This is a genomic window from Cupriavidus sp. PET2-C1 (assembly GCF_054515855.1).
The window spans coordinates 1132657-1155197 of record NZ_CM137259.1; the positions used below are offsets into that span (position 1 = coordinate 1132657).

Sequence of the window (22541 nt, forward strand, 5' to 3'; positions counted from 1 at the left end):
AGGTGGTCGGCTGTCGTACCCGAGTGCTCTCAGGCCCCGTTGTGATCTGCTTCCAGACCGACCCAGCGGCGGCCGAGCGGCAAGTTCGGTCGTCCGATATGTTTTCGGACGACGCCAATTTCAATCAAGCGGCGGGTTTTTATGGGCCCAATGGGAGCCGTTGCGGTCTTAGAGCCCGTTTGAAGCTTTCTGCGGATGTGGTTGAACGGTCGAACGTGGAAAAAAGCACATCGAGAGCGGCAAGATGATGTCATGCCAAATGGCAGCCAAATGGCTAAAAAAAGCCATTTAAAATCAATGATCTGGTCTGCAGAATTGGCGGAAGCGGTGAGATTCGAACTCACGGATGGGTCACCCCATCGGCAGTTTTCAAGACTGCTGCCTTAAACCACTCGGCCACGCTTCCGGAAAGGAATGGCAGGCATTGTAGCGCGAAGCCGGGAGATTCCGGCCCGAGCGGCATGCTGCCTTGGACGCCGGCACGACGGCCAGCGCCGCGCATTATAGCAAGTGCGGGGACGCGCGGCAGTATGCGGCGTGCAAAGTTGTTTTGTCGGTGTTCGTCGGACGCGATGGAACCTTCATTTCGTCCGACCGATCCTAATATGCGTGAGGGGGCGCATGCCGATGCGCCGCGCTCCCTCGTTCCACGCATTTGCAATCACTTGAGGAGAACAACTGATGAACGGCAAGACTCTGTTGAGCGTGGCGGCGGCCGCCGCGGTGGCTGGCTTGGCGGGTTGCGCGGCGCCCGGTGGTGGCTACGGCGGCGGCTATGGCGGTGGCTACGGTGCGCCGCAGCAAGCGGCGTACCAGGCACCGCCCCCGCCCCCAGGCACCAATACCTACCAGGCACCCGCGAATTCGGTGTTCTACGGCCGGGTGGAATCGATCGAGCCGGTGACGACGCAGCAAAACAGCTCGGGCCTGCTCGGCACGGTGATCGGCGGCGTGGCCGGCGGTTTGCTGGGCCACCAGATCGGCGGGGGCACCGGCAATACCATTGCCACCATCGGCGGCGCGGTGGCGGGTGGCGTGGCGGGCAACCAGATCGAGAAGCGCGCAGGCAGCAGCACCGATACCGTGTATCGCGTCAACGTGCGGCTGGACGATGGCCGCATGGCTACCGTGACGCAGCGCAACGTGAGCAATCTGCGCATCGGTTCCCGCGCCCAGGTGGCCAACGACATGGCGACGCCGTACTGACCGGCGTGCCTTCGCGCCGCGCACGCGAGCAAACGGCCACCCTCGGGTGGCCGTTTTGCTTGTGGCGGCGTGGTATCGCGATCAACCTTTCAGGAACATCTCCTGCAGGTCGTTCAGGAAGCGCCGCCCCAGTTCTGTTGGCTTGATGGTCGCAAGATCCGCTTCCAGCAGCCCTTTCTTTTCGGCGGCGGCCAGGTCGCGGCTGATGGTGTGCAGCGGCAGCCCGGTGTGGTCGAAGAACGTGCTGGCTGGCACGCCGTCAGTCAGGCGCAGCGCGTTCAGCATGAACTCGAAGGGCAGCTCGGCTGCGCCGACATCGTGCTGCTCCTGCACCGCGTTGCCGGCCATGGCCTGCGCCATATACGTGGCGGGATGCTTGTGGCGCATCTGGCGCAGCACCCGGTGCGGGAACGACAGCTTGCCGTGCGCGCCGGCCCCGATGCCCAGGTAGTCGCCGAAGCGCCAGTAGTTCAGGTTGTGGCGCGCTTGCCGGTGCGGCCGGGCGTAGGCCGAGGTTTCGTAGTGGACGTAGCCTGCCTGCGCGGTGCGCGCTTCGATCAGGTCCTGCATTTCATACGCGCTGTCGTCATCCGGCAGCGCCGGCGGGAACTTGGCGAACAGCGTGTTGGGCTCCAGCGTCAGGTGATAGAGCGACAGGTGCGTGGTGTTGAACGACAGCGCCGTCTCCAGGTCCTCGGCGCATTCCGCCAGCGTCTGGCCGGGCAGCGCGTACATCAGGTCCAGGTTGACGTTGTCGAAGTTGTCCAGCGCGATGCCGATCGCCGCGCGGGCCTCCGCGCCGCCGTGGATGCGGCCGAGCGCGGCAAGATGGCGGTCGTTGAAACTCTGGATGCCGATGGACAAGCGGTTGATGCCGCTGGCGCGATAGCTGGCGAAGCGCTCCGCCTCGAAGGTGCCGGGGTTGGCCTCCATCGTGATCTCCGCGTCGGCGTCCAGCGGCAACAGCGCGCGGATATCCGACAGCAGCCGGTCCATGCCTGCGGCCGACAGCAGGCTGGGCGTGCCGCCGCCGATGAAGACCGTGTGCACCTGGCGGCCCCATACCAGCGGCAGCGATTGCTCCAGGTCGGCGCGCAGCGCGTCCAGGTAGGCGTCTTCCGGGATGTCGTGGCTGTCCGCGGCGCCGGGCACGGCATGCGAGTTGAAATCGCAGTACGGGCACTTGCGCACGCACCACGGGATATGCACGTAGAGCGACAGCGGCGGGGAGCCGGGCAGCGCGAGCTGGCCCGGCTGCAGCCACAATGACTTGGTATCGGCGGGGGCGCTGGCGCCCGCGGACGCCAGGGGAACGATCGGGATCATGGGCAGCCAGTCCCGGGGCTGTCGGCCTGCAGGCGCTCGGTCAGCGCCCTGAGCGCGAGCGCGCGGTGGCTGACGGCGTTTTTTTCCTCGGCGCTCAGCTCGGCCGCGGTCTTGCCCAGGTGCGGCAGCAGGAAGTGCGGATCGTAGCCAAAGCCGGCGTTGCCGCGCGGCGTGTCGACTACCTCGCCGGCCCACACGCCCTCGGCGATCACCGGCCGCGGATCCTCGGCATGGCGCACCAGCACCAGCACGCAGTAGTAGTAGGCGTGGCGGTTGAGCTTGCCGGCCAGCTGCGAGATGAGGTGGGCGTTGTTGGCGGCATCGGACTTGGGCTTGCCCACGAGTTGCGCATAACGCGCGGAGTAGACGCCCGGCGCGCCATCCAGCGCGTCGACGCAGATGCCGGAGTCATCCGCCAGCGCGGGCAGGCCGGCCAGGCGGCTGGCGTGGCGCGCCTTGGTGAGGGCGTTCTCGACGAAGGTGGCGTAGGGCTCCTCGGCCTCGGCAATGCCGAGCTGCCCCTGCGGGATCACCTCGAAGCCGAGCGGCGCCAGCAGCGCGCCAAACTCGCCGAGCTTGCCGGGGTTGTTGGAGGCGAGGACCAGGCGTTGCATGGCGTTCACCGTATCAGGCCAGGCCTAGCGCGCGGCGCTGGTGCGCCACCAGTTCGGCAATGCCTTGCTCGGCGATGCGCGTCATCGCATCGAGATCGGCACGGCTGAACGGCACGCCCTCGGCGGTGCCTTGCACTTCGACAAAGCCGCCGCTGCCGGTCATCACCACGTTCATGTCGGTGTCGCAGCTGCTGTCCTCGGCATAATCCAGATCGAGCACGGCCACGCCATCCACCATGCCAACCGACACGGCGGCAACGAAGTCGCGGATCGGGCTGGCCTTGATCTGGCCGTTGCGCAGCATGGCGGAAACAGCGTCATGGGCGGCCACGAAGGCGCCGGTGATGGCCGCGGTGCGGGTGCCGCCATCGGCCTGCAGCACGTCGCAGTCCAGGTGGATGGTGAATTCGCCCAGCGCGGACAGATCGAACACCGAGCGCATCGCGCGGCCGATCAGGCGCTGGATTTCCTGCGTGCGCCCGGTCTGCTTGCCGCGGGCGGCTTCACGGTCCGAGCGCGTGTGGGTGGCGCGCGGCAGCATGCCGTACTCGGCGGTGACCCAGCCTTCGCCGCTGCCCTTCTTGTGGGGAGGCACCTTGGCCAGCACGCTGGCGGTGCACAGCACCTTGGTGTCGCCAAAGGCACTCAGGACAGCGCCTTCGGCGTGGCGGGTGTAGTGGCGGGTCAGAGCAATAGGGCGCAGCGCATCGGCTGCGCGTCCGCTGGGTCGCATGTGGAGGTTTTCTCGGAAATCGATTCAGGACCCGGATTTTAACGCCGCCGGGCTGCGCGTGCGCGTCCTGCCCCAACTCCTCCCGCGGGGGGAGTGCCAATTCCCGCGCCATTGCGGCGCGGGCGGTACTTTGGCCCGGGTTCAGCGCATGAAATTGCTGGTCTTGTCGATCGCCGCGCGAATCTCGGCGATGGAGCGCTCGATCTCCTCCTCCGAGAGCAGGTCGGTATCGCCGCCGTTGTTCTCCAGGATCGAGGTGGTGAACGTGTTGAGCGGCAGGGTCTCGGTGGCGACTGAGTCCTCGTTGGACAGGTGGGCGTCGAGCTCCCACATCATGGCGATGGCTGTCGTGTTGTCGGCGCCGTCGCCGGCGTTGTGCAGCGCCTGCTCGATCAGGTCCGGGATGGCATGCACCACGGACAAGTTGGTGACTTTCTCGACCAGCAGTTGCTCTTCGATGCTGCCCCACAACCCGTCGGAGCACAGCAGCGCCACGTCGCCCGGCTCCAGCCGCAGCGGGCCGCCGATATCGATCAGCGGCAGGTTGGGCGAGCCCAGGCAGTTGTAGAGCTTGTTGCGCTCGGGATGGTTGGCCACTTCCATTGGCAGCACGCGCTCCTGCTGCAGCAGGTTCTCGATCTTGGAGTGGTCGCGCGTGCGGGTCAGCAGGTTGCCCTTGCGCACCAGGTAGAGGCGCGAGTCGCCGGCGTGGGCCCAGTGGATCTGGCCGTTCTGGACCAGGCAGCAGACCACGGTGGTGCGCGGGACGTCGGCCAGCTGGTTGGCTTCGGCGTAGCGATGGATTTCCCGGTGGGCCAGCATGATGGTGTCCTGCAGGAAATCGGCAGGATTGCGGATCGAAGGCCGGGCCTGGGCCTGGAACTGGCGCGCCAGGGTCTGCAAGGCTTGTTGCGCGGCGACTTCGCCCAGCGCGTGGCCGCCCAGGCCATCGGCCAGCACCATCAGCAGGGCATCCCGCGTAAAGCAATAGCCCATGCGGTCCTGGTTGATGCGGCGGCCGCCTTTTCTGCTTTCCTGGTAGACGGAGAATCGCATGGTGGCTGTAGGAGTCGGTTCTTGAGAGACGGCGTCATCATCTGCGCGCTCCACCGGCACAGCGTGCGGGCGTGGCGCGAGGCGACGGTTCTCATCATAGTTGCAAATGGTGGCAGAAGGGGCGCACGGAAGGGGGGGGCACACGGCGCGGGGATGGCGCCATTTTGTTATTTATTCGCCGCTTGCGCCGGACTCCTTGGCCTGGATTGCCGCGGCTGGTTCCTCGCGCTTGCGCAGCAGCGTCAGGAACCGGCTTGCCAGGGGGCGCTCGGCGGCCGCGGCTGCGGGCGCGGCGGCCTGCTCGCCTAGCGCATTGGTTTGTTCGCGCAACTCCTTCTGCAGCCGGAACACGCTCTGCGGCCGCTCGGAAGGGGGCAGCCGCAGGCACCATTCGACCAGGTCCACCAGTCCGTTGGTATAGCTGGCGCGCAACCGCGTGATGGAGTCCGCCATGCGGTCGTCCTTTTCGCGCTGGTTGGCCTCCTGGGGCGGCATGCCGGCCATGCAGGCGTAGAGCGTGGCGCCAAGGCTGTAGATGTCGGTCCACGGGCCCAGCTCGGAATGCTTGCCGTAGAGCTCCGGCGCGGCAAAGCCCGGCGTGTACATGGGCTGGAAGCGCGCCGCTTCCATGGTCAGGATCTGGCGGGCGGCGCCAAAATCGAGCAGGATGGGCGATTCGTCTTCGCGCAGGTAGATGTTGCCGGGCTTGATGTCCAGGTGCAGCAGCTTGTGGATATGCACTTCGCGCAGGCCGCTCATCAGGTCGTGGAAGACCTTGCGGATGAAGTGTTCGCGCAGCACCTTGGCGCGGCCTTGCTGGCGCGCGTGCAGGATGTGTTCCTGCAGCGTCTTGCCCAGCTCGTAGTTCATCACCATGTAGACGGTGGAATTCTCGCGGAAGAAATTCACCACGCGCACCACGCTGGGATGCGAAATCTTCGCCAGCGAGCGGCCTTCCTCGAAGAAATACTTGAGTCCCAGCCGGAACGACGCCGCGCTTTCCTCGGGCACCACGGGGATCAGCTCGCCGGGCTGGCGGCGTGCCAGGGACGACGGCAGGTACTCCTTGATCGCGACAGGGGAGCCGGTCTCGTCGGTGGCAAGGTAGACGAAACTGAACCCCCCACTGGCCAACTTCTTTACAATACGGTAGTTGGACAGCAGCGTGCCGATGGGCAGCGGTGCGCTCTTTGGAGGTGATGCGCCCTTTGGCTCTGTCATAGGATTCGGGACCTTGATTGCCTCAGGATTGTCCTGACTAATCGAAGACTTGTAAAGAACACAATAGCGGCCATTTTGGCCTCTCTTTTCGGCGTTCAACCAGCCTGGTTGCGGGGCTGCCGGCTCCCCGGGCTGTTTGAACCCATGCGGCCAGATGGCCATTTCGCGAGACTACTTAATGATCCACAGCATGACAGGCTACGGCCTGGCGACGCGCCAGGCGCCGCTGACGGACGCGCAAGGCGCGCCCACCGGCAGGACCGCATCCGTTTCGGTGGAGTTCCGCACAGTCAATTCGCGATTCCTCGACCTGTTTTTCCGGGCTCCCGAAGAATGCCGCGCCTTCGAGCCGGCGCTGCGGGAAATGCTCATGGCGAAGCTGTCGCGCGGCAAGCTGGAATGCCGCATTAACCTGCAGCGCGCCGATGCCGGCGCCGGCGGCACCACGCTGGCGCTCAACGACGCCTTGCTGGCGCAGATCCGCTCGATCGAGGCCACGGTGGCAGCCACCTTCACGCAAGCCGGCTCGCTGCGCATGGGCGAGATCCTGCGCTGGCCCGGCGTGCTGGTGGAGCCCGAGTTGTCGCAGGACGCCCTGCGCGAGGCCGTGACGGGCGCTGCCAAGGAAGCGCTGGGCCAGTTGCTGGAAGCGCGCCGCCGCGAGGGCGACGCGCTCAAGGCCACGCTGGACGAGCGCATCGAAGCCATGCTGGCCATCGTCGAGCGCCTCACGCCCACCATCCCGCAGCTGATCTCCCATCACCAGGACAAGCTCACCGAGCGCCTGCAGGAGGCCTTCAACCTGGTCGCGCCCGGTGGCATGCCCTCGATGAGCCGTGACGAAATCGGCGAGCGCATCCGCCAGGAAGCCACGGTCTACGGCATCCGCATCGACATCGCCGAAGAGCTGTCGCGCCTGCAGGCCCACCTGAACGAAACCGGCCATATCCTCAAGAAGGGCGGGCAGGTTGGCAAGCGGCTCGATTTCATGATGCAGGAGCTCAACCGCGAAGCGAACACGCTGGGCTCCAAATCAGCGGCCAAAGAACTGGCCGATGCCGCCATGGAACTCAAACTGCTGATCGAGCAGATGCGAGAACAGATTCAGAACCTAGAATAATCATCATGAGTGAAACGTCGTCCCACGTCGCCATCGACACCGCCTACCCCGGCAACCTGTTCATGGTGGTGGCGCCTTCCGGCGCCGGCAAGTCCACCCTGGTCAACGCGCTGCTGGCGCAGGACCAGGCCATTCGCCTATCCATCTCGCACACCACCCGCGCGCCGCGTCCCGGCGAGCAGGATGGCCGCGAATACCACTTCACCACCGTGGACGCGTTCCGCGCGGCGCGCGATCGCGGCGAATTCCTCGAGTGGGCGGAAGTGCACGGCAACTACTACGCCACCTCGCGGGTGTGGATCGAGCAACAGATGGCCCAGGGCAACGATGTGCTGCTGGAAATCGACTGGCAGGGCGCGCAGCAGGTGCACAAGCGGTTTTCCAACGCCATGGAGATCTTCATCCTGCCGCCGTCGCTGCAAGCGCTTGAAGAACGCCTGAACAAGCGGGGCCAGGACGAGCCGAAAGTGATCGTGCGCCGCCTGCTGGCGGCAGGCAGCGAGATGGCCCATGCGTCCGAGTCGGACTATGTCATCATCAACGAGGTTTTCGAGCAGGCGCTCGAACAGCTTCGCAGCGTCATCCGCGCTACCCGTCTGCGTTTTTCATCACAAAAAGCGCGTCACGCCGACCTCTTCATCGAGCTCGGTATTCATTGATCCGGAGCGCGGCGGGAACGTTTCTTGCCGCGTGCTGTAAAATAGCCGGCATCGCATAAGGTTTTGTCCCGAGGTGGATTACATATGGCGCGTATTACCGTCGAAGATTGTCTGAAACACATCCCGAATCGCTTCGAGCTCGCGCTCGCGGCAACGTACCGGGCCCGTCAGCTGGTGCAGGGTCACACTCCCAAGGTCGAGGCCAAGGACAAGCCCACGGTTGTGGCGCTGCGCGAGATCGCCTCGGGCCAGATCGGCATCGAGATGCTCAAGAAGGTACCGACCTGATTTTCGGGCGGCGGTGGCCAGTCCTAGCAACGCGTACCTTTGCATTGAGACTCTGCTAACGTACCTGTTCGCGTACTTGCTTAACCAGCCAGATTACAGAAGCCGCCCACATGTCTTCCTCCCAGCCTTCCTCCCCTGTCGCGACGGCCAGCCCCACGGCCACGCCGGCGCGATCGCGCGGAGAAGCCACTGGTGACGCGAGTGGCGATGCAGTGCCACCCGTTCAGCGCAAGCGCGCCGTGCCCGGTCAGTCGACCGTGACGGCGCGTACCGGCGCTCCCAATCTTCCCGATCCGCTTGGCAACGATGTCGTTGGCGAGCGTGCCGTTGCCCCCGCAATGGGCGCAGGCAAGGCAAGAGCCGCCCAGGCCGCCGCCGAAAGTGAGCTGAGCGAGGCGCCGCAGGGCGCGGCGCCGGGCGATGCGCTCTTCATCGACGCGGTGCTGGCGCAGTCCTATCGTCACTTCTTCGGCCCGACCTCGCAACCCGCAGTGCCCCCACGCCAGCAGGTGATCTCGATCACCCGGCTGATGGAGAAGCTCGCTTATCTCAAGCCGGCGGATCAGGCGCACGTGCGCGAAGCCTTCCAGTTCTCGGACGAGGCTCACCTTGGCCAGTATCGCCAGAGCGGCGAGCCCTATATCACGCATCCGGTAGCGGTGGCCGAACTGTGCGCCGACTGGAAGCTCGATGTCCAATCCATCATGGCGGCGTTGCTGCACGATGTGATGGAAGACCAGGGCATCACCAAGAGCGAGCTGGCGGAAAAATTCGGCCCCAAGGTGTCCGAACTGGTCGATGGCCTGACCAAGCTGGACAAGCTCGAATTCCAGAGCCGCGAGCAGGCGCAGGCGGAGAGCTTTCGCAAGATGCTGCTGGCGATGGCGCGCGATGTGCGGGTGATCCTGGTCAAGCTGGCCGACCGCACCCACAACATGCGCACGCTTGATTTCGTGCCGCCGGAAAAGCGGCGCCGGATCGCGCTCGAGACCATGGAGATCTACGCGCCGATCGCGCATCGGCTCGGCCTCAACACCACGTACCGCGAACTGCAGGAGCTGTCCTTCAAGGTGGGTTCGCCGTTCCGCTATGCCACGCTGGAAAAGGCGGTCAAGGCTGCGCGCGGCAACCGGCGCGAGGTGGTCAAGCGCATTCTCGAAACCGCGCAGAAGGCGCTGGGCGACGCCGGCATCGTGGCGGAGCTGTCGGGGCGTGAAAAAACGCTCTACAGCATCTACCGCAAGATGCACGACAAGCAGCTGTCGTTCTCGCAGGTGCTCGACGTGTATGGTTTCCGCGTGGTCGTGGAAACCCAGATGCACACCTATATGGCGATGGGCGCGCTGCACGGGCTGTACAAGCCCATGCCGGGCAAGTTCAAGGACTACATCGCCATTCCCAAGATCAACGGCTACCAGTCGTTGCATACCACGCTGGTGGGCCCGTTCGGCACGCCGGTGGAGTTCCAGATCCGCACCCGCGACATGCACCAGATCGCGGAAGCCGGCGTGGCCGCGCACTGGATGTACAAGCATCAGGCCGACCAGGCCAACGATATCCAGCAGCAGGCGCACCAGTGGTTGCAGTCGCTGCTCGATATCCAGAGCCAGACCGGCGATTCGCAGGAATTTCTCGAGCACGTCAAGATCGACCTGTTCCCGGATGCGGTCTATGTGTTCACCCCCAAGGGGCATATCCGCGCGCTGCCGCGCGGCGCCACCGCGCTCGATTTCGCCTATGCCGTGCACAGCGACCTCGGCAACCAGTGCGTGGCGGTCAAGATCAACAACGAGCTGCTGCCGCTGCGCACGGAGCTCAAGAGCGGCGATATCGTCGAGGTGGTGACGGCGCCGTACTCCAAGCCCAATCCGGCGTGGCTGGCGTTCGTGCGCACCGGCAAGGCGCGCGCGGCCATCCGCCACTATCTCAAGACCACCCGGCTCGACGAAGCCATCCAGCTTGGCGAACGCCTGCTGGAGCAGTCGGCGCGACAGCTCGGCATCGAGCTCAAGGCGCTGCCGCAGTCGGTGTGGGACCGCATGGTGCAGTGGACCGGCAACAAGCACAAGGAAGACATCTTTGCCGACCTGGCGCTGGGGCGGCGCGTGCCGGCCGTGGTGGCCAAGCGCATGGAGATCCTGCTGCAGGAGCTGTCCGGCGATGTCGACAGCGCGCTGCTGGCGGCCGTGCAGACCTTCGCCGGCGAAGAAGCCCCCGCGGTGCCGATCACCGGCGATGAAGGCATGTCGATGATCTTCTCGTCATGCTGCCGGCCGATTCCCGGCGATTCCATCGTCGGCTACCTGGGCAAGGGCGAGGGTTTGCAGATTCACGTCCAGGATTGCAAGATAGCCAAGCGCCTGCACAGCAAGGACCCGGAGCACTGGATCGATGTGATGTGGGCGAAGAAGACAACGCGCTCCTTCGATGTGTCGATCAAGGTGATGGTGCGCAACGTCAAGGGCATCGTCGCCCGCGTGGCGGCCGACCTGACTTCGGCCGACGCCAACGTCGCGCACGTGGCGATGGAGCAGCAGGAGGGCGGCCATCAGGAGGCCACCTACATGCAGTTCATCATCCAGGTGCAGAACCGCCTGCACCTTGCCAACGTGATGCGGGCGCTGCGGCGCAACCCCGACGTCATCCGCATCTTCCGCGACCGCAACGACGGCTGACGCAGTCTTCCCGCACGCAAGCACTGAGCCCGGCCGAGCCGGGCTCAGTGCTTTTCCGGCTGCGCGGCGGCGATCGGTTCCGCCTGCTTCGTGGGATAGCTGACTTTCAGGATATCGATCTGCTCCACCCCGGCTGGCGTGCGCAGCGGCACCGTATCGCCTTCGCGCGCCTTGAGCAGCGCGCGCGCGATCGGCGAGATCCAGCTCACGTGGTTGCTGTCGAGGTCGACCTCGTCGGTGCCGACAATCGTCACGGTGGTTTCCTCGCCGGCCTGGTCGGCATAGGTGACGGTGGCGCCGAAAAAGATCTGGTCGTTGTCGCCCTGCAGGGACGGGTCCACCACCTCGGCCTTCTCCAGGCGCTTGGTCAGGAAGCGGATGCGGCGGTCGATCTCGCGCAGGCGCTTCTTGCCGTAGTGATAGTCGCCGTTCTCGGAGCGGTCGCCGTTGGATGCGGCCCACGAAACGATCTGGACCACCTCCGGGCGCGCCGTGTCGATCAGGTGCATCAGTTCATCGCGCAAGCGCTGGTAGCCTTGCGCCGAGATGTAGTTCTTGGTGCCAGGTGGCAGCGGGGTGGCGCCTTCGGGAAGGTCGTCGTCCTCGTCGCCGGGTGACTCTTTGACAAATGCCTTGTTCATGATCCGATCACATCTGCGGGGCTGTCATTATAGGAAGCGGCGGCCTGCCGGAGGGAAAAGCAAAAAAAGTGGGGCAGGGGGGTTCCCAAATTTCAAAAGTACGTTATAATTTCTTTCTCGAGTGCGGCTGTAGCTCAGTTGGATAGAGTACTTGGCTACGAACCAAGGGGTCGTGGGTTCGAATCCTGCCAGCCGCACCACTCATTGCGAAAAGAGCTTCCAGAAATGGAAGCTCTTTTTTCATTTGGGCTTCCGCCGTCGCCGTCGCTCTCGGTTCCTGGTCCGCCTGCTTCCAGATGCGGATCTGCTCATTCTACGGCGTTCCGCCGCGCGTCGACGGTAATCGCCGCGATTGAGACTTGTCTCATCGTGCGCCGAGCTTCCTCTCGCTAATCTCTATTCCGGTGCGCATTCTCGCGCGTTCATAACCGGATCGCTCTCTTGTTGCTGCTTCCCGATCTGCCGGGCCGAGCGATTGCGCTTTCCTCTGGAGCGTCTTGCGATGCGATCGTTGCCATGGTTTGTCTGTGCCGCCGTGCTCGCCGTCGTGGCCAGTGCCGCATGCCGTTGGCGCAAGCCGGGCGTGCCGCCAGCCGTGTTGCGGCCAGCGGCGGAGCGCGGGCCGGGCTTGCAAGCCCGTGTCCGTAGCCAGGCGATCGAGGGCAAGTCTGCGTCGGCCGCCGGCGAGCGCACGTGCAGTCTGCTGGTGGGCTTTTTGCACGACGCGCGGTTGACCCTTGATGTCAGCAACCTTGCCACCGGTGTGGACCCGCGCACACAGGCGTGCGTGCTGGCTACCGACTGGCATATCCATACGGCCGGCGAGGCGCGGGGCACGCTGGCGTGGCTGCTGGAGGAGGGGCATCGCGCGTTGTATCCGCAGGTCTGCCGGATCTTGTTCTCGGTGCCGCGCACGGCGCGCGAGCGTGAGATCGTGCTGCTCGATGATCGCTTCGATCCGGTGCGTCTTGCCCAATGCATCGACAATCTCGAGCGCGCCATGCCGGAACTGCGCGCGAGTCGCCTGCTCGGCTCGCGGGTCGATCTTGCGCGTGGCGTGCTGGCCTGGGACATGAGCCGCGCGATTCATGTCGCGCGGGCCGCCTACGACTGTGGCATGCAAACCGAGGCCCAGGCCTGGGCCGTGATCGAGCAGGCAGCGTCGCAGGTCTTCGCGCAGATGGCGTCCTGGCAGGAGGTCGCGGTGAGCTATCTGCTGGGCCGGGCCTGGTGCCGGTTTGCAGCGGCAGCTGGCGTTTGTCCGGCATTGCCTCGACGATTCGGATAGCCCCATGCGCGAGGTGCGCTATCACGCTGTGCACCATGGCGTGTAGGTGCGCGCCGTCTTGCGGGGCCGGTGCTGGCGGCCTAGGCTGGTTCAGGAGCGTGCGGGGGGCGCAAGCGCTATGCTTCTTGCTTGCGGCAAGAACCATGGGAGGATCCAATGAGCAATGCGGACTGGCGGGTGGAAGCCTATCGGGGCATGGACGTCTATGTCCTCGTATCGAAGCCGGGCGACGGCGGCGTCCCGGCTTTGGGCAAGGTTGCCCAGTGGGGGTACGAGGTGCGCGTCTGCCAGGAGGGCGCGGATCCCTCCGATGCCGGCGACATCGAGCGCTTGTCGGGCGACGGCGCGCAGTTTGCTACCCGGCACGCTGCCGAAGTCGCCGCGTTCGCTGCGGCCTATCAGCTTGTGGACAAGCTGGTGGGGCCGGTGACGGACTAGCGGGCAGTCGTCTTTGCCGTGCGGGAAATGCGGGAGTGCGCCATGGCGCGTGCTGCCGCGTGCCGGCGAAGGCGCCGCTGTGCGGGTGATTGTGAGATGCGCAATGTCGCATATCATGCTGTGATATGCCTTCTTCATCCATCTTTTGTTGTCGATAACGGTATCGAATGTCCTGCGGATCTACTCTGAAGCTGAAGCGCACGGCCTGTCCGGCGCGCGCGCAGCAAGAGGTGCATCATGTTGGCGTTCAACGGCTACAAGATCCGCCAGGAGGTTCAGTCCCTGCCCGAGGGCAAATGGGCCATCGTTATCGAGAGCATGCGCGCACGGGATGGCGCGCCCGATGGCGGGTTTTTCACGATGACGTCACAAAGCGATTGCAATGCGCGGCGGGATCCACCATAATCCGGCCTCTCGGACGCGGGGTGGAGCAGTTGGCAGCTCGTCGGGCTCATAACCCGAAGGTCGCAGGTTCAAGTCCTGCCCCCGCAACCAAAGACCTTTCTGGTCTCCGAAGCTAGTCTCCGGGCCGTCCTGGCCAAGTTCTGCAAATTCCCAAAAATACGAAACCCGAGCATTGCGCGGGACTGTTTTGCATTGCGTGCGCCATGGGTTCGCGCTGATCAGTGCCGCCAGCGGCCACCTCCGCTGCGGCCGCCTCGCGCGCCTCCCGCTCCCCTACCTCCCCAGCCACCGCCATGGTAGTAGCCGCGCGCCATGCCGGAGTGATAGTGATAGCCACCGTAGTATCGCGGCCCGCCCGCGTGGTAGCCGGGACCGCGATAGTAGCCATAGGCGCGATAGCCGCGATCGCGGTGATAGCCGCCGTAACCGTAGTAGAAGGCGGGGCCGTAGAAGCCGCCATAGTAGGGCAGCGCGTAGTCGTACCCATACCCGTAGGCGTAAGTGCCAGGGGGATAGGCTATGCCACCCTCGTAGAACCCGTAGGGATCGTAGGGGCTGTAGGGGTTGTAGCTGTCGTAAGGGTCGTAGTAAGGGTAGCCGGCGCATGCGCTCACGCACAGCACTGTCACTGCTGACAACAAGCGGGGCAAGGCGCGGTGCATGGGGCTCCGGGTTCGCCAACGGATCGCGCCCGGCGGGCGCCGGGCGATAACAATGAGAGACTGCGATCCGCTGAGCGGTTCAGTGTCGCGCTGGCTGGCGCCCGCACGGCGCCTGCCAGAGATTCAGGTGGGCGCCCGGGCCAGTTCGGCCGCGCGCGAAAACGTGTCTCGCACTTGCGGCTGGCCTTCGCGCGCCGCTGCCTCGGACCTGGCCGTCAAGCGCTCGATCAGCACGCTCAGGTTATTCCCCTGCGGGGCGGTCTTGCTTGCACCGCACTGACCGACGGCCTCGCGCACAACCTGTCCCAGTTCCTCGTTCACGTCCGCGCCATCGAAGGCGCTGATCGACAGGGCGGAAATCTGCTCGAGGTAGAGATTGACCAACGCTTCGTCGTGTACCGGTTCGGGCATTTCCGTCTCCTTGGCATTATGGACTGGGTCCAATCCATTGTAGTAGGCCGCATGCCTGACGCATGTCGGCACAAGGCCTACAGGGCGGCTCCCCTCCGCAGGGCTTGCGTCAGGTCAAGGCCAGTTGATACTGATAATGATTCCCATTTGTGTGATCAATGGCTTTCTCTTACAATCGGCGCTCGTCTGGGGCACGGCAAGGTGTCCCGGGCCAACCGTCTTGCCGAGGTAATCGAAATCATGATGCTGCAGATCCCCGATGTGCTGACAAAGGCGCAAGTTGCCCAATGCCGCGCCTGGATGGACGCGGCTGAGTGGACCGACGGCAACGCCACTTCCGGGCATCAGTCGGCACTGGCCAAGCGCAACCTCCAACTGCCCGAAGGCTCGCCGGTAGCGCGCCAGGCAGGCGACCTGATCCAGGATGCGCTGGGCGCCAATCCGCTCTTTATCTCGGCCGCGCTGCCGCTCAAGGTCTATCCGCCCTTGTTCAACCGCTACGAGGGCGGGCACGCGTTCGACAATCATATCGACAACGCGATCCGCCACCTGCGCGGCACCAACTTCCGCGTGCGCAGCGACCTCTCGGCAACGTTGTTCCTGACGGAGCCGGAAGACTACGACGGCGGCGAGCTGGTGGTGGAGGATACCTACGGGCAGCAACGCGTGAAGCTGCCGGCGGGGCATATGGTGCTGTACCCAGCCACCAGCCTGCATCACGTCAGCCCGGTTACGCGCGGCGCGCGCGTGTCGTCATTTTTCTGGATCCAAAGCATGGTGCGCGACGAGGGCCAGCGTTCGGTACTGTTTGAGCTCGATACGCAGATCCAGCGGGTCGGCCAGTCACTGGGACACAAAGACGCGGCCGTGGTGGGGCTTACCGGCGTGTATCACAACCTGCTGCGGCGCTGGGCCGACGCCTGAGCGGCGGCGTGGGCAATGAGGGGAACTGGGGAGGGAGCGAAGCGGGGAGGGGATGTTGAGGCAGGGTGCTTTGGCTTGATGCTTCAGCCTGATGCTTTGGCTTGATACTCGCGAATCGCCGGCATTGGCCAGCGATTCGCGATGCAGGGTGCAGCGAGGCTAACGGCGATCCCGGTGCTGCGGCGGCAACGGGACCATGGCTACACGTCGTCGCGCGGGCTTGAGCGCGCGCTGCATCGGCCAGAACACGTATTGGGTATGCGGATCCATCGGCTTGCCGAAGTAGGACACCCACACCTGCACGCCCTGTTCGGTTTCTGCAACGATGGCAGCCACTGCGCGGGCTGCGACTGCGGGAGATTTGAGCAAGGTGGCCAGCGCTTCGACACCTTGGACCACGTGGTGCTTGACACCACTGAACCATGCGTATTGACGCATGGCTGACAACAAACGCTCGGTCATGAACTCTGGTGTTTGGTTGGAAGTAAAGATCAGACCGGAGCTTACACGCTTTGTTCAGTGCTGATTGATGGGACCTGTCTATCGCTTACCCTGAGTCATCGGATGTCCCTGTCCCTGCCGGGTCCGGTGCCTTTCGTCATCGCGTCATTGCGTCAATGCGCTAGTGCCGATCGGCCGCCACATTGACAACGCAAGGGCCGAGGATTAGCGTCATCAACAGGACCATCCGACCCTTGAAGCCTTCCTGGGAGCTTGCCGATGACCGAAGACATGCTGCTGCAACTGATGGTGGAAGTCGAGAAGGAAGACCCCATCGACTATGCCGACCTGCCCTTCGACGACGCCACGCTGCGCGCGCTGGTGTGCCGCCTGGTGGCGCAGCGCTCCAGCGCCATGGAGACGGCCGGCATGCCGGTGGACGCGTTGCTGGCGACCATGTGGGCTTCCACCGCCAAGCTGGTGCTGGAGAACATGGTGCTCAACGCGCGCCTGCTGACGCTGCAGGGCTTGCCGGACGACGCCAACGCGCTGATCGAACGCATCGCCCGGCAATCCCGCGGCACGCCGTGAGGCGAGGCCGCCCTCCGGCCTCTTAGGCCGCTTGCGCCGCCGATCCTGAGCGATGGATCGGCGTGTGGCGTATCGCTATCATTCAGCAGGGCGCCTCCCATTTCGATACACTACGGGTTTTCGCCCCCGACACCGTCGCGTTGCCCGCGTATGCAACTGCGCGCGGTACTGCTGATATGGAGGATTTCGGGTGATCAAGTGGATAATCGTCGCGGCGTACCTGGGAGCGATCCTGTACGTGCATTTCCGTGGCAAGGTGAGGCTGCGCATCTGGCGCCAGTTGCTCGACCATTCGGCCCTGGTGGCCCCGGTCAACTGCTTCATGTATGTATTTTCCGGTGTGCCGCGCACACCCTACATCCCCGTCGAGCGCTTTCCCGAGCTGGAGAAGATCCGCGCCGCGTGGCCGGAGATCCGCGACGAAGGCCTGGCCCTGGCTGCCATGCGCAAGATCAAGGCGGCCGACAAGAACAACGATGCCGGTTTCAACTCGTTTTTCAAGTACGGCTGGAAGCGTTTTTACCTGAAATGGTATGAAGCCCGCCACCCGTCGGCCGAGGTCCTGTGCCCGCGCACGGTGGAGCTGCTGCGCGGCCTGCCGAGCGTGAAGGCGGCGATGTTCGCCGAGCTGCCGCCTGGCGGCAAGCTCAACCCGCACCGCGATCCGTTCGCGGGCTCGCTGCGTTATCACCTGGGCCTGGCCACGCCTAACGACGACCGCTGCTTTATCGAGGTCGACGGCGAGCGCCATAGCTGGCGTGATGGCGAGGGCGTGGTGTTCGACGAGACCTACCTGCACTGGGCGGAGAACAAGAGCGACAGCAACCGGCTGATCCTGTTCTGCGACATCGAGCGTCCGATGCGCTTCGGCTGGGCCGGCAAGGTCAACCGCTGGCTGGGCCGCAAGGTCATGACCGCGGCGAGCTCGCCCAACGAAGAGTCCGACCAGACCGGCATGATCAACCGCCTGTTCCGCTTTGTCTGGATTTGCGGCCAGTATCGCCGGCGTTTCAAGGCGTGGAGCCGGCCGGCTTACTACGTGGTCAAGTTCGGCCTGATCGCCGCCGGCGTGGCGCTGATCGTGTACCTGTAACGATCGAAAGCTCGAAAGCTGGAGAGCACGAATACAGAAGAAGAAAGGGCCGGCTGATGCCGGCCCTTTCTCTTGCCCATCGGCGAGGCCTATTGGCGGCGCCGCTCGCGCTCGTCGTCGAGCGCCTCGTAGTGGGCGCGCTTGGCCTGGTACATGCGGGCGTCGGCCAGCTTGACGGCGTCGCTCAGGCGGTCCGTTGCGCTGCAGCTTGCGGTGCCGATCGACAGGCTGAGCGCGGTGCCCGGATAGAACTGGTTGTTGAGCTCCACCACCTGGTGGATCTGCTCGACCACTGTGGCCACGCTGCGCTCGTCGCGCGCCGGCAGCAGCACCATGAACTCGTCGCCCCCGACCCGTGCCACGCAGACCTGGTCGCCCACGGCCTTTTTCAGCGCCTCGCCGGTGCGGCGCAGGAGCGCATCGCCGTCGCCGTGGCCGAGCTGGTCGTTGACCTGCTTCAGGCCGTTCAGGTCGACCGCGATCACGCTGACCGGCCACGGGCCCTTGCGGCCCAGCCGCGCGAGCTCGTCTTCGTAGTAGGCGCGGTTGTAGAGCTTGGTCAGTACGTCGTGCTTGCCGAGGAATTCGACATAGGCCTCGGCCTTCTTGCGCGCGGTGATGTCGGTCAGCGACACCAGCACCTGGTCCCATTCCGCCTCGTGGCCGGGAAACACCGACCACTGCATGAACACGTCCACGGCCCGGCCATCCAGCGCGTAGTTGATGACTTCGCGCTGCTGCCGGAGTTTCTCGTTCCAGAGGTCGATCAGCTGCTCGGCGAACTGGATGCGCATATTGTCGCGAAACACGTCGCCCAGGCGCGAGAGCAGCTCTTCCTTGGTCGACGCGCTGAACATCAGCAGGGTTTGCTGGTTGACGTCGAGCACGCGGATTTCCTGCATGCAGCGCGAAATGAAATCCGGATGCACGTTGAGGAAGGTGCGGAAATCCGAGATGCCCGCGCCGCGGACTTCATCGAGCAGCACCTTGACCGCGCTGAAATCCTCGACCCACAGCGAGACCGGCGAATGCTCGAACAGGCCCAGCGCGTATTGTTCGCTGCGGCGCAGCTCGCGTTCGGTGGCCACGCGCGCGGTGATGTCCTCGATCGACAGCAGCACGCGTTCCCAGGTGGCCTCATGGCCGGGCATGACGGTGGCATTCAGGCGGATGTCCAGCCGCTTGCCTTCCAGCGTGTAGTTGACGGTCTGGCTTGAAAAGCGCAATTCGCCGTCCCACAGCTGGCCGAGCTCCTCGACGTGCTGGTCGAACATTTCGTCGCGAAAGACGGTGTCCAGGTTATTGACGAGGTCGGTGAGGTCGGCGGCGCGGAAGAGGTCCAGCGTGCGCTGGTTCACGTCCAGCACGCGGATCCGTGCCGAGCAATGCGCGACTTCCTCCGGATTGGCGCGCAGGTGGCTGCGCAGGTCGGTCACGCCCCGCGCGCGCAGGGCCTGGAAGTGCTCGCGCACGGCGCTGAAGTCTTCCAGCCACAGCGAGACTGGCGCCAGCTGGAACAAGGCTCTGTATTCGTCGTCGATCCGCGGCGTGTCGGTCGTTGCTATCAGTGCGTCTTTTCCCAATCCCTATCCCCATCCCAATCCTGTTCGGCGCGGGCCAGTGGCTGGCACGCGTGTGGCACGGCTGGCTTTGTGCCGCCTCGGATTTACCGGGGCCGCCGCCATGCTCGCTACGAGCGATAGCATAGGGCAGCAGGGGAGGGAATGGGTGATGTGTGGCGTAAATACCCACACGTGGCGCAGGCCGTCGCGTCAGGCCTGGCGGGAGAGCTCGGCGATGCGCGCGGGTGCGTACCGGTGCTGCGTGTTCTCTTGCTCGGCGATCAATTGCAGCGTCGCCGCCTGCAACAGCGAGCCGGCGGTCAGGTGCGAGGCCAGGGTGCGCAGTTCATCGAGCTTGCCGCTGGCAGCGGAGTTGGCATGAGTCATCTCGGTCAAGGTCTGGACAGGAACCCGGCCGATGGTATCGGCAAGCCCGGGGGGCCTGCTTTGTCCCTGGTCATGCTCCGTGCGTGCGGCGTTGTCTTTGGTGTCCAGGCCAGCCCTGGCATCGGTGCGCGCCAGGCGATGCGCCGGGTCGGCGCGGCGGGCGGTGCAAAGGCGCAGGGCGGAGCCCACGGTGTCGATGGCGAGCGGAAGGGAGGGATGTGGCATCTGGTTCTCCTTGGGAGCGCGGCCTGCCGGTTTCGGCAATGTTCGCAAGAATGCCGGGCCGGTCCGCCGCTGCCTAGCGCGCTGCGATGAACGGCGCGATGCCAGGAGCGAATGGTGGCGCGAGGCGACGGATGTGGCGCGCCATGCCCGTCGCCTGCCATCCACCATCGGCCGCTATGGCCGCTATGGCGGCTACGGCTGGTCCGCCAGGCGCGCCACCACCGCAGCGAGCGTGCGCAACGCGCGCTCGATCTCTGGCGTGACCGGCGTGCCGCAATTGAGCCGCAGGAAATGGTCGAAGCGGTTGGAGTTGGAGAACATCACGCCGGGCACGACGCGGATGCCCGCCGCCATGGCCTGGTCGAACACAGCTTCGGACGGGACCGAGCCCGGCAGCTCGACCCACAGGTGCAGGCCGCCGTTCGGGTTGGAGGCACGCGTGCCGGCGGGAAACTCGGCGGCAATCGCCTGTGCCACCTGCGCACGCTGGCTGCGCAATTGCTCGCGCAGGCGCCGCAGGTGCCGCTCGTACGCGCCGGAACCCATGAACTCGGCCGCCGCCATCTGCGCCAGCAACTCGTTGGGCCGCGACTGGCTGTACTTGAGCATTTCCACGCGCGCCTGCCACTTGCCCGCGGCGATCCATCCCAGCCGCATGCCGGGCGCCAGGATCTTGTGCAGCGAGGCACAATGGATCACGCCGCCGCTGCGGTCCCAGGCCTTGAGGGCGGCCAGCGGCGCGTCCCCGTCCGCCAGGGCGGAGAAGCAATCGTCCTCGATCAGCGCGATGGCGCGCGCATCACACCAGGCCACCAGCTGCGCCTTGTTGGCGTCCGGCATGATGCTGCCCAGCGGATTCTGCAGGTTCGGCACCACCACCACGGCGCGGATGTTGTCGTAGGTCTGCGCGGCCAGCTCCAGCGCTTCAAGCGAGATGCCGGTCTGCGGGCTGCTGGGAATCTCCAGCGCGCGCATGCCCAGGCTCTCCAGGATCTGCAGCAGGCCGTAGTAGGTGGGCGACTCCACGGCAATCACGTCGCCGGGCTGTGCCACCGCGCGCAGGGCGAGGTTGAGCGCCTCGGTGCAGCCGTGGGTCACCAGGATGTCTTCCGGCGCGACCGTGATGCGCGAGAGCAGCGCGTTGCGCGCCAGCACGGCGCGAAAGGCCGGATGGCCGCCGGCGTCGGCTGCGCTGCCAAACAGCTGGGGGTGCAGGCGCAGCGCGCGCGCCGCCGCATTGCGCAGGCCTTGCGCCGGGTACAGCGCGGGCGCGCCGCAAGCGCCAGCAAAATTCACCGTGACCGGTTGCTGGCGCCCGCGCGCGGTGATGGCGGAGATGCGCTCATGGATGCCCACGTATTGCGCGGGGTCGGGCAGCGTGGCGGCAGGCTCTTCGATTGGCGCCAGCGGCTTGTGCCGGCGGTGCCGCACGAAGTAGCCCGAGCGCGGCCTGGCCTCGAGCAGGCCATCGCTTTCCATCTGCCGGCAGGCCTGCAGCGCGGTCGACAGGCTCACGCCGTGCAGCTCCATCAGCGTGCGCACGGAGGGCACGCGGTCCCCCGGCTTCAAAACGCCCGTTTCGATGGCGTGCAGGTAGTGATGGGCAAGTTGGCGGTAGAGAGGGGTGGATTCCATGCAGCATGGTGGCGCGGCGGCGGCCGGCGCAACAGATACAGATCAGGGTCTTCTGTATCGTAACAGATGGCCTGTTATGCCTCTGTTACGGTTCACAAGCTAGAGGCGTGTGCCTGTTTCGGCCCGATCTGCGTCGGTAGTCTGGAACCCTGTCAAAGCCAGGGAGCCGGCATCATGCAAGACTATCGTTCAGACCCGATCATCCCCACTGTCCAGAACGTCCAGCACGTCCAGCCCACGCGCGCCAAGCTGGCTGGCGCTGAGCCGCAGGCGCAGGTGCTCGACCTGGAAAGCGGCCGCGTGCTGCGCTTCCATGCCAAGGCCGGCACGACCCTGTGCGTGCTGGAGGGCGAAATCGAACTCACCGAGGCGCCGCGCTGGCTGGCCGGCACCGTGTGGCGGCAGCCGCGCCGCCTGCCTGCCGGCAGCGAGGTGGCGCTGTCGGCAGGCTGGGTGGAAATGCTGGCCTGGCAGGCGGCCACGCTGGGGCTGCAGGCACCCGCGGCCGGGCCCTGGTGGACCCGCTGGCTGCGGCCGGCGCAGGCATGAACAGAGGGCGCGCTACGAAGGGGATGAGCCAGCGCAGGCCTCGCGCGCACCTGGCCGGGACGGCCGCCCCGGGGTGGTCAGTCCTGCTGGCCGTGCGCGCTCAGCATGGCATGGGCCACCAGGTCCAGGGCGGGCCGCGTGTCGCCGTTCTTGTCGGTCCAGACCTTGGGCGTGAGGCTGCCTGACAGCGCGACCGATTCGCCATCCTCCAGCGCCAGCAGCCCTGCGCGCACCTTGTCGGCAAACGCGATGACATTGACGATGACGGTGTCGCCATCGTTGATCGCTGCCTTGAGCTTGGCGGTCACGTACTGGCTGCCGCCCTGGCCGGAACGTTCGCTGGCGTGGCCGTGGAGCCGGCCGCTGACTAGTGCGTCGATCATCTTTCTTC

The 22541-nt window shown here is 65.3% G+C and carries 26 protein-coding genes and 3 tRNA genes; 14 read left to right on the forward strand and 15 right to left on the reverse strand.

The window, feature by feature from the left end; all coding sequences use genetic code 11:
* Nucleotides 1-29 precede the first annotated feature (29 nt).
* The gene (locus tag ACX12D_RS05130; RefSeq protein WP_459373161.1) at nt 30-344 is read right to left on the reverse strand and encodes a hypothetical protein; all 315 of its coding nucleotides are present in this window, start codon (nt 342-344) and stop codon (nt 30-32) included.
* A tRNA-Ser gene (locus ACX12D_RS05135) sits at nt 317-406 on the reverse strand. Before ACX12D_RS05135 ends, ACX12D_RS05130 begins: the two co-directional genes overlap by 28 nt.
* A gap of 275 nt (nt 407-681) precedes the next feature.
* On the opposite strand from ACX12D_RS05135, the gene ACX12D_RS05140 reads away from it, so the two are divergent.
* Nucleotides 682-1206, forward strand: a complete 525-nt coding sequence (locus ACX12D_RS05140; RefSeq protein ID WP_459373162.1) for an outer membrane lipoprotein — start codon at nt 682-684, stop codon at nt 1204-1206.
* An 81-nt stretch (nt 1207-1287) separates the two neighbouring features.
* Here the strand turns inward: ACX12D_RS05140 and hemW are convergent, their stop codons facing one another.
* From hemW to ACX12D_RS05165, 5 genes are all read right to left on the reverse strand, one after another.
* Nucleotides 1288-2532 (reverse strand): radical SAM family heme chaperone HemW, encoded by a 1245-nt coding sequence (hemW, locus tag ACX12D_RS05145; RefSeq protein ID WP_459373163.1) that lies wholly within the window; start codon nt 2530-2532, stop codon nt 1288-1290.
* On the reverse strand, nt 2529-3146 hold the full coding sequence (gene rdgB, locus ACX12D_RS05150) for an RdgB/HAM1 family non-canonical purine NTP pyrophosphatase (protein WP_459373164.1): 618 nt from the start codon (nt 3144-3146) through the stop codon (nt 2529-2531). The genes hemW and rdgB overlap by 4 nt, the downstream gene beginning before the upstream one ends.
* A 13-nt stretch (nt 3147-3159) precedes the next feature.
* Nucleotides 3160-3879: a ribonuclease PH gene (gene rph / locus ACX12D_RS05155; RefSeq protein ID WP_441639396.1), complete on the reverse strand. Its 720-nt coding sequence runs from the start codon at nt 3877-3879 to the stop codon at nt 3160-3162.
* 141 nt (nt 3880-4020) lie between these two features.
* Complete coding sequence (locus tag ACX12D_RS05160; RefSeq protein ID WP_441639395.1) at nt 4021-4935, reverse strand: PP2C family protein-serine/threonine phosphatase; 915 nt, start codon at nt 4933-4935, stop codon at nt 4021-4023.
* A gap of 171 nt (nt 4936-5106) precedes the next feature.
* The gene (locus ACX12D_RS05165; protein WP_459373165.1) at nt 5107-6156 is read right to left on the reverse strand and encodes a serine/threonine protein kinase; all 1050 of its coding nucleotides are present in this window, start codon (nt 6154-6156) and stop codon (nt 5107-5109) included.
* 178 nt (nt 6157-6334) lie between these two features.
* Here ACX12D_RS05165 and ACX12D_RS05170 point away from each other — a divergent pair, with 178 nt between their 5' ends.
* The 4 genes from ACX12D_RS05170 (at nt 6335) to ACX12D_RS05185 (ending at nt 10898) form a co-directional block, all read left to right on the forward strand.
* Nucleotides 6335-7276 carry a YicC/YloC family endoribonuclease gene (locus ACX12D_RS05170; protein WP_459373166.1) on the forward strand — a complete coding sequence of 314 codons (942 nt, stop codon included), beginning with the start codon at nt 6335-6337 and terminating at the stop codon, nt 7274-7276.
* 5 nt (nt 7277-7281) lie between these two features.
* Complete coding sequence (gene gmk, locus ACX12D_RS05175; RefSeq protein ID WP_441639392.1) at nt 7282-7935, forward strand: guanylate kinase; 654 nt, start codon at nt 7282-7284, stop codon at nt 7933-7935.
* Between the two features lie 84 nt (nt 7936-8019).
* Nucleotides 8020-8223 carry a DNA-directed RNA polymerase subunit omega gene (gene rpoZ, locus ACX12D_RS05180; protein ID WP_006162413.1) on the forward strand — a complete coding sequence of 68 codons (204 nt, stop codon included), beginning with the start codon at nt 8020-8022 and terminating at the stop codon, nt 8221-8223.
* Between the two features lie 257 nt (nt 8224-8480).
* Nucleotides 8481-10898 carry a RelA/SpoT family protein gene (locus ACX12D_RS05185; RefSeq protein WP_441639448.1) on the forward strand — a complete coding sequence of 806 codons (2418 nt, stop codon included), beginning with the start codon at nt 8481-8483 and terminating at the stop codon, nt 10896-10898.
* A gap of 44 nt (nt 10899-10942) precedes the next feature.
* Here the strand turns inward: ACX12D_RS05185 and greB are convergent, their stop codons facing one another.
* Complete coding sequence (greB, locus tag ACX12D_RS05190) at nt 10943-11539, reverse strand: transcription elongation factor GreB (protein ID WP_459373167.1); 597 nt, start codon at nt 11537-11539, stop codon at nt 10943-10945.
* Between the two features lie 123 nt (nt 11540-11662).
* On the opposite strand from greB, the gene ACX12D_RS05195 reads away from it, so the two are divergent.
* From ACX12D_RS05195 to ACX12D_RS05215, 5 genes are all read left to right on the forward strand, one after another.
* Nucleotides 11663-11739: transfer RNA gene (locus ACX12D_RS05195), tRNA-Arg, on the forward strand.
* Between the two features lie 428 nt (nt 11740-12167).
* Nucleotides 12168-12827: a DUF1266 domain-containing protein gene (locus ACX12D_RS05200; protein ID WP_459373168.1), complete on the forward strand. Its 660-nt coding sequence runs from the start codon at nt 12168-12170 to the stop codon at nt 12825-12827.
* Nucleotides 12828-12983: 156 nt separating this feature from the next.
* Nucleotides 12984-13265 carry a hypothetical protein gene (locus tag ACX12D_RS05205; protein ID WP_174427993.1) on the forward strand — a complete coding sequence of 94 codons (282 nt, stop codon included), beginning with the start codon at nt 12984-12986 and terminating at the stop codon, nt 13263-13265.
* 237 nt (nt 13266-13502) lie between these two features.
* Nucleotides 13503-13670 carry a hypothetical protein gene (locus ACX12D_RS05210; RefSeq protein ID WP_459373169.1) on the forward strand — a complete coding sequence of 56 codons (168 nt, stop codon included), beginning with the start codon at nt 13503-13505 and terminating at the stop codon, nt 13668-13670.
* Nucleotides 13671-13684: 14 nt separating this feature from the next.
* A tRNA-Met gene (locus tag ACX12D_RS05215) sits at nt 13685-13760 on the forward strand.
* Nucleotides 13761-13888: 128 nt separating this feature from the next.
* Here ACX12D_RS05215 and ACX12D_RS05220 read toward each other — a convergent pair.
* Nucleotides 13889-14332 carry a hypothetical protein gene (locus ACX12D_RS05220; protein ID WP_459373170.1) on the reverse strand — a complete coding sequence of 148 codons (444 nt, stop codon included), beginning with the start codon at nt 14330-14332 and terminating at the stop codon, nt 13889-13891.
* Nucleotides 14333-14455: 123 nt separating this feature from the next.
* Nucleotides 14456-14743 carry a hypothetical protein gene (locus ACX12D_RS05225; protein WP_459373171.1) on the reverse strand — a complete coding sequence of 96 codons (288 nt, stop codon included), beginning with the start codon at nt 14741-14743 and terminating at the stop codon, nt 14456-14458.
* 240 nt (nt 14744-14983) lie between these two features.
* Here ACX12D_RS05225 and ACX12D_RS05230 point away from each other — a divergent pair, with 240 nt between their 5' ends.
* Complete coding sequence (locus ACX12D_RS05230) at nt 14984-15667, forward strand: Fe2+-dependent dioxygenase (protein ID WP_459373172.1); 684 nt, start codon at nt 14984-14986, stop codon at nt 15665-15667.
* Nucleotides 15668-15826: 159 nt separating this feature from the next.
* Here ACX12D_RS05230 and ACX12D_RS05235 read toward each other — a convergent pair whose 3' ends face one another.
* Nucleotides 15827-16129, reverse strand: coding sequence for a hypothetical protein (locus ACX12D_RS05235; protein WP_082054800.1), 303 nt, complete (start codon nt 16127-16129; stop codon nt 15827-15829).
* Between the two features lie 258 nt (nt 16130-16387).
* Here ACX12D_RS05235 and ACX12D_RS05240 point away from each other — a divergent pair, with 258 nt between their 5' ends.
* A complete protein-coding gene (locus ACX12D_RS05240) occupies nt 16388-16699 on the forward strand; it encodes a hypothetical protein (protein ID WP_150986268.1) in 312 nt (103 codons plus the stop codon).
* 190 nt (nt 16700-16889) lie between these two features.
* The gene (gene lpxO, locus ACX12D_RS05245) at nt 16890-17792 is read left to right on the forward strand and encodes a lipid A hydroxylase LpxO (protein WP_441639565.1); all 903 of its coding nucleotides are present in this window, start codon (nt 16890-16892) and stop codon (nt 17790-17792) included.
* Nucleotides 17793-17881: 89 nt separating this feature from the next.
* Here the strand turns inward: lpxO and ACX12D_RS05250 are convergent, their stop codons facing one another.
* From ACX12D_RS05250 to ACX12D_RS05260, 3 genes are all read right to left on the reverse strand, one after another.
* Entirely contained in the window at nt 17882-19357 is a 1476-nt protein-coding gene (locus ACX12D_RS05250) for a sensor domain-containing diguanylate cyclase (RefSeq protein WP_459373938.1), read from the reverse strand.
* Between the two features lie 207 nt (nt 19358-19564).
* Nucleotides 19565-19966, reverse strand: a complete 402-nt coding sequence (locus tag ACX12D_RS05255) for a hypothetical protein (RefSeq protein ID WP_459373173.1) — start codon at nt 19964-19966, stop codon at nt 19565-19567.
* Nucleotides 19967-20158: 192 nt separating this feature from the next.
* Complete coding sequence (locus ACX12D_RS05260) at nt 20159-21601, reverse strand: aminotransferase-like domain-containing protein (protein ID WP_459373174.1); 1443 nt, start codon at nt 21599-21601, stop codon at nt 20159-20161.
* 174 nt (nt 21602-21775) lie between these two features.
* Here ACX12D_RS05260 and ACX12D_RS05265 point away from each other — a divergent pair, with 174 nt between their 5' ends.
* Nucleotides 21776-22150, forward strand: a complete 375-nt coding sequence (locus tag ACX12D_RS05265) for a hypothetical protein (protein WP_459373175.1) — start codon at nt 21776-21778, stop codon at nt 22148-22150.
* A 77-nt stretch (nt 22151-22227) separates the two neighbouring features.
* Here the strand turns inward: ACX12D_RS05265 and ACX12D_RS05270 are convergent, their stop codons facing one another.
* Nucleotides 22228-22533 carry a single-stranded DNA-binding protein gene (locus ACX12D_RS05270; RefSeq protein ID WP_150986262.1) on the reverse strand — a complete coding sequence of 102 codons (306 nt, stop codon included), beginning with the start codon at nt 22531-22533 and terminating at the stop codon, nt 22228-22230.
* Between the last annotated feature and the right edge of the window lie 8 nt (nt 22534-22541).